Source organism: Bradyrhizobium campsiandrae (assembly GCF_014529705.1).
GTDB classification, from domain to species: Bacteria; Pseudomonadota; Alphaproteobacteria; order Rhizobiales; family Xanthobacteraceae; genus Bradyrhizobium; species Bradyrhizobium campsiandrae.
This window is the reverse complement of the sequence record NZ_JAANIH010000021.1, coordinates 1-14,874: the sequence shown is the minus strand read 5'-3', so window position 1 is coordinate 14,874 and position 14,874 is coordinate 1. Positions and strand designations below refer to the sequence as shown.

Annotated in this window: 13 protein-coding genes; 3 read left to right on the top strand and 10 right to left on the bottom strand. The window is 65.5% G+C overall.

Features of this window, described 5'->3' with window-relative positions; all coding sequences use genetic code 11:
- Positions 1-47: 47 nt before the first annotated feature.
- Positions 48-374 carry a hypothetical protein gene (locus tag G8O24_RS17300; RefSeq protein WP_188101289.1) on the bottom strand — a complete coding sequence of 109 codons (327 nt, stop codon included), beginning with the start codon at positions 372-374 and terminating at the stop codon, positions 48-50.
- Positions 375-481: 107 nt separating this feature from the next.
- Positions 482-1,255, bottom strand: coding sequence for a ferredoxin--NADP reductase (locus G8O24_RS17295; RefSeq protein WP_188101288.1), 774 nt, complete (start codon positions 1,253-1,255; stop codon positions 482-484).
- A gap of 157 nt (positions 1,256-1,412) precedes the next feature.
- On the opposite strand from G8O24_RS17295, the gene G8O24_RS17290 reads away from it, so the two are divergent.
- Positions 1,413-2,609 carry an amidohydrolase family protein gene (locus G8O24_RS17290; protein ID WP_188101286.1) on the top strand — a complete coding sequence of 399 codons (1,197 nt, stop codon included), beginning with the start codon at positions 1,413-1,415 and terminating at the stop codon, positions 2,607-2,609.
- A 111-nt stretch (positions 2,610-2,720) separates the two neighbouring features.
- Here G8O24_RS17290 and G8O24_RS17285 read toward each other — a convergent pair whose 3' ends face one another.
- From G8O24_RS17285 to G8O24_RS17250, 8 genes are all read right to left on the bottom strand, one after another.
- Positions 2,721-3,176, bottom strand: a complete 456-nt coding sequence (locus G8O24_RS17285; RefSeq protein ID WP_188101284.1) for a MarR family winged helix-turn-helix transcriptional regulator — start codon at positions 3,174-3,176, stop codon at positions 2,721-2,723.
- 26 nt (positions 3,177-3,202) lie between these two features.
- Positions 3,203-3,907 (bottom strand): ABC transporter ATP-binding protein, encoded by a 705-nt coding sequence (locus tag G8O24_RS17280; protein ID WP_188101283.1) that lies wholly within the window; start codon positions 3,905-3,907, stop codon positions 3,203-3,205.
- Positions 3,904-4,695: an ABC transporter ATP-binding protein gene (locus tag G8O24_RS17275; RefSeq protein ID WP_188101281.1), complete on the bottom strand. Its 792-nt coding sequence runs from the start codon at positions 4,693-4,695 to the stop codon at positions 3,904-3,906. The genes G8O24_RS17280 and G8O24_RS17275 overlap by 4 nt, the downstream gene beginning before the upstream one ends.
- Positions 4,692-6,581: an ABC transporter permease gene (locus tag G8O24_RS17270; RefSeq protein WP_188101279.1), complete on the bottom strand. Its 1,890-nt coding sequence runs from the start codon at positions 6,579-6,581 to the stop codon at positions 4,692-4,694. The genes G8O24_RS17275 and G8O24_RS17270 overlap by 4 nt, the downstream gene beginning before the upstream one ends.
- Positions 6,582-6,727: 146 nt before the next feature.
- Positions 6,728-7,930, bottom strand: a complete 1,203-nt coding sequence (locus G8O24_RS17265; RefSeq protein ID WP_188101277.1) for an ABC transporter substrate-binding protein — start codon at positions 7,928-7,930, stop codon at positions 6,728-6,730.
- A gap of 33 nt (positions 7,931-7,963) precedes the next feature.
- Positions 7,964-8,548 (bottom strand): amino acid synthesis family protein, encoded by a 585-nt coding sequence (locus G8O24_RS17260; protein ID WP_188101276.1) that lies wholly within the window; start codon positions 8,546-8,548, stop codon positions 7,964-7,966.
- A 15-nt stretch (positions 8,549-8,563) separates the two neighbouring features.
- Complete coding sequence (locus G8O24_RS17255; RefSeq protein WP_188101274.1) at positions 8,564-9,463, bottom strand: UPF0280 family protein; 900 nt, start codon at positions 9,461-9,463, stop codon at positions 8,564-8,566.
- Entirely contained in the window at positions 9,460-10,917 is a 1,458-nt protein-coding gene (locus G8O24_RS17250) for a 6-hydroxynicotinate reductase (RefSeq protein ID WP_188101273.1), read from the bottom strand. The genes G8O24_RS17255 and G8O24_RS17250 overlap by 4 nt, the downstream gene beginning before the upstream one ends.
- A gap of 266 nt (positions 10,918-11,183) precedes the next feature.
- Between G8O24_RS17250 and G8O24_RS17245 the strand changes: the two genes are divergently transcribed.
- Positions 11,184-11,666 (top strand): (2Fe-2S)-binding protein, encoded by a 483-nt coding sequence (locus tag G8O24_RS17245; RefSeq protein ID WP_188101271.1) that lies wholly within the window; start codon positions 11,184-11,186, stop codon positions 11,664-11,666.
- On the top strand, positions 11,666-14,874 hold a 3,209-nt coding region (locus tag G8O24_RS17240; protein ID WP_188101269.1), incomplete at its 3' end, for a molybdopterin cofactor-binding domain-containing protein. The genes G8O24_RS17245 and G8O24_RS17240, both read left to right, overlap by 1 nt.

Genomic DNA, 14,874 nt, shown 5'->3' with positions numbered 1-14,874 from the left:
CCAGATGGTGTGCGAAGCCGCCGGCGCAAGGGCTGGAACCAGCCGCCCTATCCCCGCCCCGGCGTGCGCGGGCCGGCCTTGCGTTGCTGCTGGGTCGTGTAAGCGTCCCAATGGCTCCAGCTGCCATTGCTGAGGCTTTGCAGGTCGGTGCCGAGCGGCCTGCGGGTGCGCTTGTCGTGCTCGGCGATGACGCGTTCGGACTGCGCGATCTTGCGCTTGAGGTCCCCGAGCGCCTTCTGGGTCTGGCCATTGCGCTTGGAGGACGCGATTTCGCCCATCGTGAAGCGCGCGGTCTCCAGCGCCTTCAACTCGGCGCGATTCTTCTTCAACTGAACCCGGTGCCAGGCGATGTTGCTGTCGCTGTCCGCAACCATGTGGGAACTCCGCTGATTCGCTCCCACAGTGTATCAAGCGCCGAATCGGCGGGGCAACGCCCGCCGGGCGGCGAAAATACGGTCTTGTTGTGCTCGATGTCCCGGGCTCAGCGCTCGGCGAACGCCTTTTCGACCACGAATTGGGCCGGCTCGCCGTGATTGCCCTCGACGAAACCGCGCTCGCCGAGGAGCACGCGGGTATCGGCGACCAGCGCCGGGCTGCCGCAAATCATGACGCGGTCATGGGCGGCTTCCAGCACCGGCAGGCCGATATCGGTGAACAGCTTTCCTGACGTGATGAGGTCGGTGATGCGGCCGCGGTTGCGGAACGGATCGCGCGTCACGGTCGGATAGTAGATCAGCTGGTTCTGGATGTACTCGCCGAGCATCTCGTCCTTCGGCAGATGCTCGGTGATCATCTCGCCATAGGCGAGCTCCTTGACGTGACGGCAGCCGTGCAGCAGCACGACCTTCTCGAATCGCTCGTAGGTCTCTGGGTCCTTGATCACGCTCAGGAACGGCGCAAGGCCGGTGCCGGTGCCGATGAGATAGAGGTTGCGGCCCGCTTCCAAATTGTCGATCACCAGCGTGCCGGTGGCCTTGCGGCTGACGATGATCTCGTCGCCTTGCTTCAGATGCTGGAGCCGCGAAGTCAGCGGCCCGTCAGGCACCTTGATCGAGAAGAATTCGAGGGTGTCCTCGTAATTGGCGCTGGCGACGCTATAGGCCCGCAGCAGCGGCTTCTCGCCGACCTTGAGCCCGATCATGGTGAATTCGCCGTTACGGAAACGGAAGGTCGGGCTGCGGGTGGTCTTGAAGGAGAACAGCGTGTCGGTCCAGTGGTGGACGCTCAATACGCTTTCCTGATTGAAATTGCTCATCTCACCTATCCGTGTCGCGTCTATGCGTTGTCGAGGCGGGCAGCTATGCGTCGTTTGTACACGATCATTCGTGTACTAATGAATAATCCCGCTTGATCCCGCGGTCAAGGCTGCCCAAGATCGAGAGCGTTGCAGTTGGGAATAAGGAGCCCCTTCCATGGCGCATGACGCACCCCAGGCCACCGGACCCTCGAAGCTGGTGATCCGCAATATCGGCCTGATCCTGTCCGGCGCCCTGGAAAAGCCGATCCTGGACGGCGACACCATCGTCGCCGAGAACGGCAAGATCACTGCGATCGGCCGCTTCAAGGACCTCAACACCGAAGGCGCGACCACCATCGTCGATGCCAACGGCACCACGGTGACCCCCGGCCTGATCGACAGCCATGTCCACCCCGTTGCCGGCGACTGGACGCCGCGCCAGAACCAGATCAACTGGATCGACAGCTCGCTCCATGGCGGCATCACCACCATGATCTCCGCCGGCGAGGTGCACATGCCCGGCCGCCCCCGCGACGTCGTCGGTCTCAAGGCCATGGCGGTGTTCGCCCAGCGCGCGTTCTGGACGCTGCGACCCGGCGGCGTGAAGGTTCACGCCGGTGCCCCCGTGATCGAATGCGAGATGGTCGAGGAAGATTTCAAGGAGATGGCCGCCAACGGCGTCAAGCTGCTCGGCGAAGTCGGCCTCGGCGGCGTCAAGGACGGTCCGACCGCGCGCAAGATGGTCGGCTGGGCCCGCAAATACGGCATCCAGAGCACGATCCACACCGGCGGGCCCTCGATCCCCGGCTCCGGCCTGATCGACAAGGACGTGGTGCTCGAGGCCGACACCGACGTGGTCGGCCACATCAATGGCGGCCACACGGCGTTGCCCGACGACCAGATCCGCTGCATCTGCGAGGGCTGCAAGCGCGGGCTCGAGATCGTTCACAACGGCAATGAGCGCTCGGCGCTCTACACGCTGCGCATCGCCCGCGAGATGGGCGATCTGCACCGCGTCATCCTCGGCACCGACGGGCCGGCCGGCTCCGGCGTGCAGCCGCTCGGCATCCTGCGCATGGTCTCGATGCTGTCCTCGATCGGCGAGCTGCCGGCCGAGCTCGCGTTCTGCCTCGCCACCGGCAACACCGCGCGGATGCGGCAGCTCGATTGCGGCCTGATCGAAGTCGGCCGCGCCGCCGATTTCGTCATCATGGACAAGGCGCAGCATTCGCCCGGCAAGACCATCCTGGAGAGCGTCCAGCTCGGCGACCTCCCCGGCATCGGCATGACCATCATCGACGGCATCGTGCGCACCCAACGCAGCCGAAATACGCCGCCGGCGGGAAGAGTGCCGGAAGTGGTGGCAAAGTAGGCTAAGAAAATGGCGCCGTAGGGTGGGTTAGCGGAGCGTAACCCACCAACTTCGCTCCGCAATTGCGGAAGCATGGTGGGTTACGCTCCGCTAACCCACCCTACAAGACCGTCAGCGCAGCTTGTTCAACAACGCCATCAAGAGCTCGCGCTCTTTCGCGTCGAGCGGTGCCAGCGTCTCGCGCGTGATCACCATCGCATTCGGCGCGAGTTTTTCCGCAAGCTGCTGACCGGCGCGCGTCAGGCTGACCAGCAGGCGCCGGCCGTCCTCGGGATCCTGGCTGGTCTCGGTGAGGCCGCGCGCCGTGAGGCGATCGATCACGCCCTTGATGGTGGCGACATCCATCGCCGTCAGCCGCCCGAGCTGGTTCTGCGAGCATGGTCCGGTCTCGGCGAGCTTCGACAGCGCCGCCCACTGCGTCGGCGTCAGATTGGTGCCGATGTCGCGAGAGAAGATCGCGCTGTGGCGCTGCCAGACCTGGCGCAGGATGAAGCCGACCTGCTCGTCGAGCACATAAGACGGTTTTGCCGGTTTGACGTTCTTCTTCGCCGTAACGCTTCTCGCCATCCGCTCGCCGCCCTTCCCTTGGCCCTTCACAACGACAGATGCGCGTCGCGAATGTCAGGACGCGCGTCGAGCTCGGCCATGGTGCCGCCGAAGCAGATGCGGCCGCGCTCGATGATGTAGGCGCGATCGGAGATCAGCCGCGCAAAGTGCAAATTCTGCTCGGAGACGACGATGCTGACGCCCTCCTTCTTCATGGTCAGGATGGCATCGACCATCTGCTCCACGATCTTCGGCGACAGGCCTTCCGACGGCTCGTCCAGCAGCACCAGGGACGGATTGCCCATCAGTGTGCGCGCGATCGTCAGCATCTGCTGCTCGCCGCCGCTCATCCGGCCGCCGGGACGGTTCTTCATCTCGCCGAGGTTCGGAAACAGCGTGAACAGTTTTTCGCGATTCCAGTGCGGTGCGTTCGGACGCTTCGGCTGCCGGCCGACTTCGAGATTCTCCTCCACCGTTAAATCGGTGAAGATGCGCCGCTCCTCCGGCACGTAGCCGAGCCCTTCGCGCACGATCTCGTGCGTTGGCTTTGCCGAGACGTCCTTGCCCTCGAACGTGATGCGGCCGGTGCGCTGCGCGACGAGGCCGACGATCGAGCGGAACGTAGTCGACTTGCCGGCGCCGTTGCGCCCGAGCAGCGCCACCACCTCGCCGTCGCCGACCTCGAAGCCGATGTCGAACAGGATATGCGCCGGGCCATAATGGCTGTTGAGGTCCTGCACCGTGAGCTTCATGCCGAGGCCCCCTCGCGATGCCCGGCTTCGTAGAGCAGACCCTCGCCGAGATAGATCGCCTGCACCTGTGGATTGCCGCGCACCTCGGCCGGCGAGCCCTCCGCGATCAGCGTGCCGCGGTTGAGAACGATGATGCGGTCGGCATGCTCGAACACCACGTCCATGTCGTGCTCGGTGAAGAGCACGCCGATCGACTTCTCCTTCGCGATCTGCGCCGTGAGCCGCATCAGCTCGACGCGCTCGCGCGGTGCCATGCCGGCGGTGGGCTCGTCCATTAAGAGCAATTTCGGATCATTGGCGAGCGCGACCGCGAGCTCGAGCCGCTTGAGGTCGCCATAGGCGAGCTCGCCGCAGGGGCGGTCGGCATAGCCGCCCATGCCGACCAGCTCGAGCAGCCGGCCGGCTTCGGCGCGGTCGACATCAGGCGCCGAGCCCCAGAGATTGAATAATTGCTTGCCGTGGGAGATGAGCGCGACCTGGACATTCTCGCGCACCGTCATGGTGGCGAACGTCGCCGTAATTTGGAAGGTGCGCCCGACGCCCATGCGCCAGATATCGCGCGGCTTCTTGCCCGTGGTCTCCTCGCCAAGCAGGCGGACATGGCCGCTGTCAGGCGTGTTCTGGCCGTTGAGCATGTCGAAGCAGGTGCTTTTTCCTGCGCCATTCGGGCCGATCAGCGCCAGGATCTCGCCTGATCGCAGCGAGAACGAGACGCCGCGCACGGCGTGGATGCCGCCATAGGATTTGGTCAGGCCTTCGACCGCGAGAAGTGGGGGTGCAACACTCATTCGGCGGACTCGATCGGCTTGGCAAGCAAGGATGATCCCGGCGGCGATGACTTTCGGCGGCGCTGCGCCAGAATCTCGAGCATGCCGACGATGCCCTTGGGGAAGACGACGACGATCAGCACGATGAAGCCGCCGAGCACGAGCTTCGACAGATCGGTCTGGCTCACCAGCCAGATGTTCAGGGCCTTGTAGACGATGGCGCCGACGACACCGCCCGACACCGTCTCGACGCCGCCGAGCAGCACCATGACCAGCGCATCGACCGACAGCGAGATGCCGAGATTGTCAGGGAAGACGCTGCCTTTCAGGTAGGCGAACAGCGCGCCCCCGATGCCGGCGGTGGTGCCCGCGATCACGAAGGCCGTCCACTGGATCCGCTTGGCGTTGATGCCGACGGCCTCGCTGCGCAGCACCGAGTCGCGCGTGGCGCGGAGCGCGTAGCCGAATGGCGAGAACACCGCGATCCTGAGCGCAATCGTCACCAGCGCCGCGACACCCAGCGCCAGCCAATAGAAATGCGACGGGCTCGCCGCCCAGCTCGCAGGCCAGACACCGAGAATGCCGTTGTCGCCGCCTGTCACGCTGACCCACTGAAATGCGATCGACCAGACGATCTGGGCGAAGGCCAACGTCAGCATCGCGAAGTAGACGCCGGAGAGCTGCACCGCGAAGAAGCCGAACACCGCCGCCCCCATGCAGCCGAGCAGTGGCCCGAGCAACAGGCACACGATCATCGGCAGCCCCGCCATCTTGGCGAGGAAGGCGACGCCGTAAGCACCAAGCCCGAAATAGGCGGCGTGCCCGAACGATGCGAGCCCGCCGACGGACATCAGGAAATGCAAGGAGACAGCGAAGATCACGAAGATCGCGATCTCGGAGCCGACGGTCAGCGCGTAATTGCCGGCGAACAGCGGCAGCATGGCCGCGATGACGAGCGCTGCCAGCGAGGCGAGCCGCTCGTTGGACGTCAGCGGCCGCCACGGATTGACTGTCAGCCCCGGCGTCTTGCGCGCGGCCGCCTCCGGCTTGCCGAACAGCCCCCAGGGCCGAACGATCAGCACCACCGCCATTACCAGGAAGACCAGGATGATGGAGATCTTCGGGAAGATCAGGATGCCGAAGGCGTTGAGCTCGGACACCAGCACGGCCGCGACGAAGGCACCGACGATGCTGCCGAGGCCGCCGATCACGACGACGACAAAGACCTCGACGATGATGCGCAGATCCATCGCGTGGTGCACGGCATCGCGCGGGATCTGCAGTGCGCCGCCGAGGGCGGCGAGGAAGACGCCGACGGCGAACACCGAGGTGAACAGCCATTTCTGGTTGACGCCGAGCGCGGCGACCATGTCGCGGTCCTGCGTCGCGGCGCGCACCAGCACGCCCCAGCGCGTGCGCTGAAACAGCAGCCAGAGAATGCCGAGCACGACGGGGCCCAGCACGATCAGGAACAGATCATAGCTCGGGATGTTCTGACCGAAGAAATCAACCGCGCCCTTGAAGCCCGGCGCGCGGCGGCCGACCAGATCGTCGGGACCCCAGATCAGCACGACCAGATCCTCGACCATCAGGGTCAGGCCGAAGGTGCCGAGCAGCTGGAACAGTTCGGGCGCGTGATAGATGCGCCGCAGCAGCACCATCTCGACGAGGACGCCGATCAGCGCCACCGCCAATGCCGCCGCGACCACCCCGCCCCAGAAGCCGAACGCGCCGGAGAAGCGCTCGGTCAGCGTGAAGGCGATATAGGCGCCGATCATGTAGAAGGCGCCATGCGCGAAATTCACGATCCGCGTCACGCCGAAGATGATCGACAGGCCCGAGGCCACCAGGAACAGCGACGCTGCGCTGGCAAGACCGGTCAGAAACTGTACGACGTAAAAGGCCATCGGCGGTCCGGGTTGGTTGAAGTCGTAGGGTGGGTTAGCGCAGCGTAACCCACCACTTTCTCTCGTAAGGCACCGAAGATGGTGGGTTACGCCCTACAGATGCGCTTTGCGCATCCGCAGGGCTAACCCACCCTACGGCACCGCGTTCAATCCTTCGGACGCAGCTTCTCGACTTCGGCGTCGCTGGGCAGATAGTCCGCGCCCTTCTTGTAGGACGAGTCCACCATCACACCCTTGCCGTCCTTCTGCGCAGTTTTGCCGACGAAGGCACCGAGCGTCGACTGGTGGTCGATCTTGCGGAAGGTGATCTCGCCGAACGGCGACGGCATCGAGAGACCTTCAGCCGCCGCGATCATCTTGTCGGTATCGGTCGAGCCGGCCTTGGTCAGGATGGCTGCAGCCGCCTTGATGGTCTGATAGCCGACGATCGAGCCGAGGCGCGGATAGTCGTTGTACTTGGCCTGGTAGGCCTTCAGGAACGCGTCATGCTCGGGCGTCTTGATCGAGTACCAGGGATAGCCGGTGACGATCCAGCCCTCCGGCGTCTCGTCCTTGAGCGGATCGAGATATTCGGGCTCGCCGGTCAGGAACGAGACGACCTCGCGTCCTTTGAACAGGCCGCGGGTGTTGCCTTCGCGCACGAGCTTGACGAGGTCAGGACCGAAGGTGACGTTGAGGATGGCTTCCGGATTGGCCTGCGCCACCGCCTGCACCACCGGACCGGCGTCGATCTTGCCCTGCGGCGGCCATTGCTCGTCGACCCACTGGATGTCAGGGCGCTTCTCCGACATCAGCTTCTTGAACACGGCGACCGCCGACTGGCCGTACTCATAGTTCGGCGCGATCGTCGCCCAGCGCTTGGCCGGCAGCTTGCTGGCGGCTTCCACCAGCATCGCAGCCTGCATGTAGTTGGAGGGACGCAGGCGGAAAGTGTACTTGTTGCCCTTCGCCCAGGTCACGGCGTCCGTCAGCGGCTCGGCCGCGAGGAAGAACACCTTCTTCTGGTTGGCAAAGTCAGAGACCGCGAGGCCGATGTTGGACAGGAACGTGCCCGTCAGCATCGCAACGCCCTCGCTGGAGACGAGCTCGTTGGCCGCGGTCTGCGCATCCGCCGGCTTGCCGCCATCGTCCTTGGAGACGACCACGAGCTTCTTGCCGTTGATGCCGCCTGATGCATTGATCTCTTCGACCGCCAGCTGCCAGCCCTTGCGATAGGGCTCGGTGAAGGACGGCAGCAGCGAGTAGCTGTTGATCTCGCCGATCTTGATGTCCTCCGCCACGGCCGAATGGCCCATGCCGGCAGCCAGAAGCGCAAAGGCCGCGCCGACAAAGTAATTTCTTGCTCGCATCCCAACCTCCAGTTTTGAACTCTCTTGCGTCTTCTATTTCAGGCCGTCTTCGCCCTTGATCTCGGCGACCGTGAGCCCGCCGACGCGCGGCAAAGGACGGCCGCTATCGGTGACGGCGACGGCGACCATGATCTCGTTGGCGCGCGGCGCATCGTTGATCTGCACTTCCATGCCATCGAAATGGCTGCGCACGAAGGCCGCGTCCTTGTGGCCGAGCGGAATGTCGAGCGTGGTGCCGGGGCCGCTGCGCTTCTTGGACGACGGGATCAGCGCCGCGCCCTTGGTCAGTACTTTGCGCACCGGCGCGCCCATCTTCGGATGCAGGATCGCGGCGGCATGTTCCAGCTCGCCGTTCTCGCCGACAGCCGCGGCCTTGCCATAGCTATGTGCCTTCGCGCCTTCGATACCGAGCGCGGCCACCGCACGCTTCGACAGCAGTTCGCCGAGCTCCTCGCCGATCGCGATCAGCGGCGAGAGGTCTTCGACATATTTTCCGGCAAAGGGATTTTCGATCACGGCGATGGCCGCGGCGCGCCGGGTCGGCGGCGAGACCTGGCGGCCCATCTCCATCTGCGTCTCTTCGACGACGGTGACGATCTTGCGAATGATCGCGCTCATGCTTCGCTTTCCCATTCAGGCATCGATCGCATTCTCCAGCACCAGCGGGCGCGGTCTTTGCTCTTCAATATCCTTGGCTCCGATGACAATCATATCACCACAAAGCCTGAGCACGGCACCCTCGATCAATCCGCGATCGAATAGATACCGTGCACATTCCGCGCCAGATTCGAGCGCGGTGGCGATCTCCTCCTGCGACAATTCCCCGACGTCGCGGGTGACGAGACGCGCGCCGAGATCGCTGTCGGGCTGAAGCTCGTTGGCGGGCTGCCTGACGATGGCGGGATGCCCGGGCAGATCGACGGCATTGGCGATCACGGTTGCCGCCGCATCGGCCTGCGAGGCCGTCGCCGCCAGCACCGTCACCGCATCGGCAATGCCGAGCGAAAAGCTGCGGCCATGGCGGCCGCTGGTCGCGACGCCGCGAACCGGATCGTCAGCATCGACCCTGATGGCGCGCATCACGCCGCCGCGATCCGGACGGTCCATCAAGCCAACCGAAAAATGCTGGCCTGCGTCAAGGTGCAGCGCGATATCGCCGCCATTGTTGACATAGGCCCGGTCGAGCGTTGCGACATGAAGCATGGCGCCGAGAATTTCCTCGGCCACACTGCCCGCCACCGCGGCCATCGGCGTGATGAAGCGATCCCAGGCGTAAGGAGTGACGGCAGCGTACATGCGCCGGGCCACCGTACCCGTCAGCGAACACGCCGCCGGCAGCGCCGCCCGCCGCAATTCCGGCAGTTCCGCGCAGAGTTCGTCGAGCAGCCCGGTGAACCGCCGCGCCGCAGCCTCGTAAGCCGCACGCACCTGATGCTCGGCTCCGCTCGCCTCGATAATCAGGTCAATCGGTCCATCCTGCAAATGCAGCCGCCGGCCATCAGACAGCAATGCGATTTGCGGGAGGCGTGTCATGCCCGCCGTCCCGGAATGGGATTCTGCCAGGGCAGTTGCCTGACATCATCGCCACCCCTTACCTCGGAGAGCGGCTTCACATAGTCCATGTGGCCGCCGAGCGCGGCATAGTCGGACAGTTTCATCGTGAATTCGATCGGCGCCACCAGGGCCGGCGTCGGCACATAGCCGAACGCCCCCGCCGGCATCTGCGTCACGTCCACCATGTAGGTGATGCCGCCGCCCGGCCAGACATAGACCGCGGCGCCTCCGCTGGTGACGCGCGTCAGCGCGTCCTTCACCGAGCGCGTCAGCCGCACCGGATTGTCGGTCACGCCGGCACGCAAGGACCCGCCCGCGCCCGCCATGAACAGCACCGTGCATAGCGCCGGCTCGCAATTCTCCTGGATGCGCTCCACCGAAAACTTCAGATCGGCGGGCATCTCGGTCTCGACCGGCTTCAAGGCCTCGTCGAGCACGTAATAGGACGAATGCTCACCGGTGGTGGAGACCATCAGCATCGAGAGACCGGGCCTGGCCTCCTTGGGATCGAACGGTCCGAGAATCGCCAAGGGATCGGAGATGTTGGTGCCGCCCCAGCCCGTGCCGGGATCGGCGACCTGGAAATAGCGGCCGGGCGTCGAGCGCCGGCCCTTCATCTTGATGCCGGTGTCTGGGATATCGAGCAGCTTGCCGGCCTGATGCTCCGAGAGCACGCCGGTGATGTGATCGTCGACCACGACGACCTCGTCGACCTTGCCATGCCATTGCTTGGCGAACATGCCGATGGTCGCCGAGCCGCAGCCGACGCGCATGCGCTCCTCTTTCACGCCGTTGACAACAGGCGGCTGGCCGGCCTGCACCACCACGCTGGCACCGCCGTCGATGGTCAGCTCCACCGCCTTGCAATTGGCGAGGTCCATCAGCGTGTCGCAGGTGACCCGACCTTCTTTCTTCGAGCCGCCGGTGAGATGGTGGACGCCGCCGAGCGACAGCATCTGCGAGCCGTATTCGCTGGTCGTGACGTGGCCGACCGCCTCGCCCTGCGCGCGCACGGTCGCGGTCTCCGGGCCGAGATAGCGGTCGGTGTCGATCTTCACCTTGATGCCGCAATAGGAGAAGATGCCCTCGGTGACCACGGTCACCATGTCGACGCCGTCGACCTCGGAGGAGACGATGAATGGCGCCGGCTTGTAGTCGGGATAGGTCGTGCCCGCGCCGATCGCGGTCACGAAGGTCGAGGGCTCGTGGACGATCTTGCCGTCCCAGTCTTCGCTGCGGCTGAACGGCACCAGCTTGCCGCCCTGCGACACCGTGCGTTCGAGGATGATATGCGGATCGACGCGGACGAGCTTGCCATCATCATTGGCATAGCGGTCGCAGGCGCCCGCCGCGCCCGGCTTGATGTAGCACATCACCGGACAGGCATCGCAGCGGATCTTGTCGGTGGCAGCGCTTGTTGTTTCCGTCGCCATGTGAAAGCCAGCCGATACTGCGGTTATCATTCGTATACGAACGATGTTGCGCGCGGTCCCGATAGCTGTCAAGCGGCGCCGCGCGCGAAAACATCTGCCTGCCGAATAAAACCTCATTTGCCTCCCGCCTCTGTCCACAAAGCGGGCAGACACGCTGCACTGCGGCATGGCCGCTTGCACGTTTGTGTACAAACGGTATCGTCGCAACGTAGATTTTGAGCGATCTGGAATTTTACGAACGCTTGGCAGCGGGTTTGGAAACGAGGATGACGCAGACACCGATCCGCCTCACCGTGAACGGCAAGATCCACGATGTTACGGCGGAGCGCCAGACGCCGCTGCTCTATGTGCTGCGCAATGATCTCGGGCTCAACGGCCCGAAATACGGTTGCGGCCTCGGCGAATGCGGCACCTGCACCGTCCTGATCGACGGCATGGCCGCGCGCTCCTGCGTGATTCCTGTGGGCGGCTGCGCCGGGCGCGAGATCGTGACGCTCGAAGGCCTCGGCACAAGCGGCAAGCCCGACGTGGTGCAGCAGGCCTTCATCGACGAGCAGGCGGCGCAGTGCGGCTACTGCCTCAACGGCATGATCATGACCACCAAGGCGCTGCTCGCGATCAACCCGCAGCCCTCGGAGCAGGAGGCGCTCGCCGCGCTGCGCTACAATCTCTGCCGCTGCGGCACGCATGTGGAAATCCTGCGCGCCGTGATGCGCGCATCGGGTCAGCTCGCCGAGGCCGGTGATTGATGGCCTCCCCTGTTTCGCATGGAGCGGAGCGACCGTTGGGTTCGCTCGTCGTCGTCAGCACCGTGGACGAGGTCACCTCGGAGACCTTTGTTCGCATCACCGCGGACGGCTCGGTCACCGCCTATAATGGTCATGTCGATCTCGGCACCGGCATCCGCACCGCACTCGGCCAGATCGTCGCCGAGGAGCTCGACGTCTCCTTTGCCCGCGTCGTCATCGTGCTCGGCGACACCGCCTTGGTCCCGAACCAGGGCGCGACGATTGCCAGCGAAACCATCCAGATCACCGCGGTGCCGCTGCGCAAGGCCGCGGCCCAGGCCCGACAGTTTCTGATCGCACGCGCGGCCGAGCGGCTGGAGCTGCCGGAGGCGGACCTCAAGATCGAGGACGGCCTCGTCCGCGGCCACAATCGCAGCGTCAGCTATGGCGAATTGATCGGCGGCGAGACCATCCGCCTCGAGCTTGCCGACGAGGTCGCCGTCAAGGCCGTCGGCGATTACGCCATCGTCGGCCAGTCTGTGCCCCGCGTCGATCTTCCGGCCAAGGCCACCGGCGAGCTGACCTTCGTGCACGACGTCCGCCTGCCGGGCATGCTGCACGGCCGCGTGGTGCGCCCGCCCTACTCCGGCGTCGATGCCGGCCCCTTCGTCGGCACCAGCCTGATCTCGGTGGATGAGTCTTCGGTGCGCGACGTGCCGGGCCTCGTTGCCGTCGTGCGCATCGGCGATTTCATCGGTGTGGTTGCCGAGCGCGAGGAGAATGCGATTCGCGCCGCGGAACGGCTCGCGGTGACCTGGAAGCCGACGCCAAGCTTGACCGATCTCGCCGATGTCGAGAATGCGCTGCGCGCCAATCCCTCGACGCCGCGCACATTGATCGACAAGGGCGACGTCGATGCGGCGATCTCAGGCGCCGCCAAGCCGATGCAGCGCACTTACGTCTGGCCGTATCAGATGCACGCCTCGATCGGCCCGTCCTGCGCGGTCGCCGACTTCCAGGACGGCAACATCCGCGTCTGGTCCGGCACGCAGAACCCGCACGTGCTGCGCAGCGATCTCGCGCTCCTGATCGAACGTCCCGAGAGCGAGGTCGAGGTCATCCGCCTGGAGGCCGCCGGCTGCTACGGCCGCAACTGCGCCGATGACGTCACCGCGGACGCGCTGCTGCTGTCGCGCGCGGTCGGCCGGCCCGTGCGCGTGCAGCTGACGCGCGAACAGGAGCACGCCTGGGAGCCCAAGGGCGCCGCGCAGCTGATCGACGTCAATGGCGGCCTCGACGCCGACGGCGGCATCGCTGCTTACGACCTCGCCACGCGCTATCCCTCGAACGCCGCGCCGACGCTGGCGCTGCTGCTGACTGGTCGGATATCGCCCGAGCCCGCCGTGCTGCAGATGGGCGACCGCACCGCGATCCCGCCTTACGACTACGACCACATGCGGGTCGTCGCCCACGACATGGCGCCGATCGTGCGCGCCTCCTGGTTTCGTGGCGTCTCGGCGCTGCCGAACACGTTTGCGCATGAATCCTACATCGACGAGGCCGCGACCGAAGCCGGCGTCGACCCGATCGAATACCGCCTGCGCTATCTGAAGGACCAGCGCGCCATCGACCTCGTCAATGCGGTGGCCGAACGCGCCGGCTGGACACCTCGTCCGGCCCGTGAGGAGAAGGACGGCGAAATCGTGCACGGGCGCGGCTTTGCCTACGCGCTCTATGTCCACAGCAAATTTCCAGGCTATGGCGCCGCGTGGTCGGCCTGGGTCGCCGACGTCGCCGTGAACAAGACGACGGGCGATGTCAGCGTCACGCGCGTCGTCGCGGGCCAGGACTCCGGCCTGATGATCAATCCGGACGGCGTGCGCCACCAGATCCACGGCAACGTCATCCAGTCCACCAGCCGCACGCTGATGGAGGAAGTGTCGTTCGAGCGCGGCGCGGTGGCCGCGCGCGAATGGGGCGCCTATCCGATCATTCCGTTTCCTGACGTTCCCAAGATCGACGTCCTGATGCTGCCGCGTCAGGACCAGCCGCCGCTCGGCGTCGGCGAGTCCGCCTCGGTGCCATCAGCGGCGGCGATTGCGAATGCGATCTTCGATGCCACCGGCGTGCGCTTCCGCGAGCCGCCCTTCACGCCCGAGCGCATCCTGAAGGGGTTGCGCGGCGAGACATCGCCGGCACCGCAGGCCCTGCCCGCGCCCGCAACGGCGAAACCGTTCCGCATGTGGGAGAATCCGTTCGCCAGGCGCACCGGCATTGTCGCGACGATCGCAGCCGTCTGCACCGCGGCCATCGGCATCGGCGCGGCGCTGCTGCCGGGCCGCGCGATCGCGCCGATCGCGCGGCCCGATGCATCGGTCTATTCCGCGGCGACGATCGCACGCGGCGAGCAGCTTGCAGCGCTCGGCAATTGTGCGGAGTGCCACACCAACATCAATGGCGTGCTCCACGCCGGCGGCCGCGCGCTTGAGACACCGTTCGGCACGATCTACTCCACCAACATCACGCCCGACGTCGAGACCGGCATCGGCGCCTGGTCCTATCCCGCCTTCGAGCGGGCGATGCGCGAGGGCCTCCATCGCGACGGCCGGCAGCTCTATCCGGCCTTCCCGTACACGCACTTTTCCAGGACCAGCGATGCCGACATGCAGTCGCTGTATGCCTATCTGATGGCGCAGCCTGCCGTGCGCGCAACGGCACCCGCGAACACGCTCAGCTTCCCGTTCAATCTGCGGCCGCTGCTCGCCGGCTGGAATGCGCTGTTTCATGACACCAAAGAGTTCAAGCCAGATCCTGCAAAGTCCGAGCAGTGGAATCGCGGCGCCTATCTGGTCGAAAGCCTCGGCCATTGCAGCGCCTGCCATTCGCAGCGCAATGCGCTCGGCGCCGAACAGCGCGAGGCCTATCTCGGCGGCGGCTTTGCCGAAGGCTGGGAAGCGCCGCCGCTGACCTCGCTGTCGCACGCGCCGATCCCGTGGAACGAAGACGAGCTGTTCGCCTATTTGCGCACCGGCCATTCGCGCTATCACGGCGTCGCGGCCGGTCCGATGGCCCCCATTGTGAGAGACCTCAAGGCCCTGCCCGATCACGACATCCGCGCGATGGCGGCGTATCTCGGCTCGTTCAACGACACCGTCGCCGATGCGCCCGCACTTGCGGCAAAGCTCGAGAGCGCAACGCAAGTCACCGTCGCCTCTTCCACCGGCGCGCG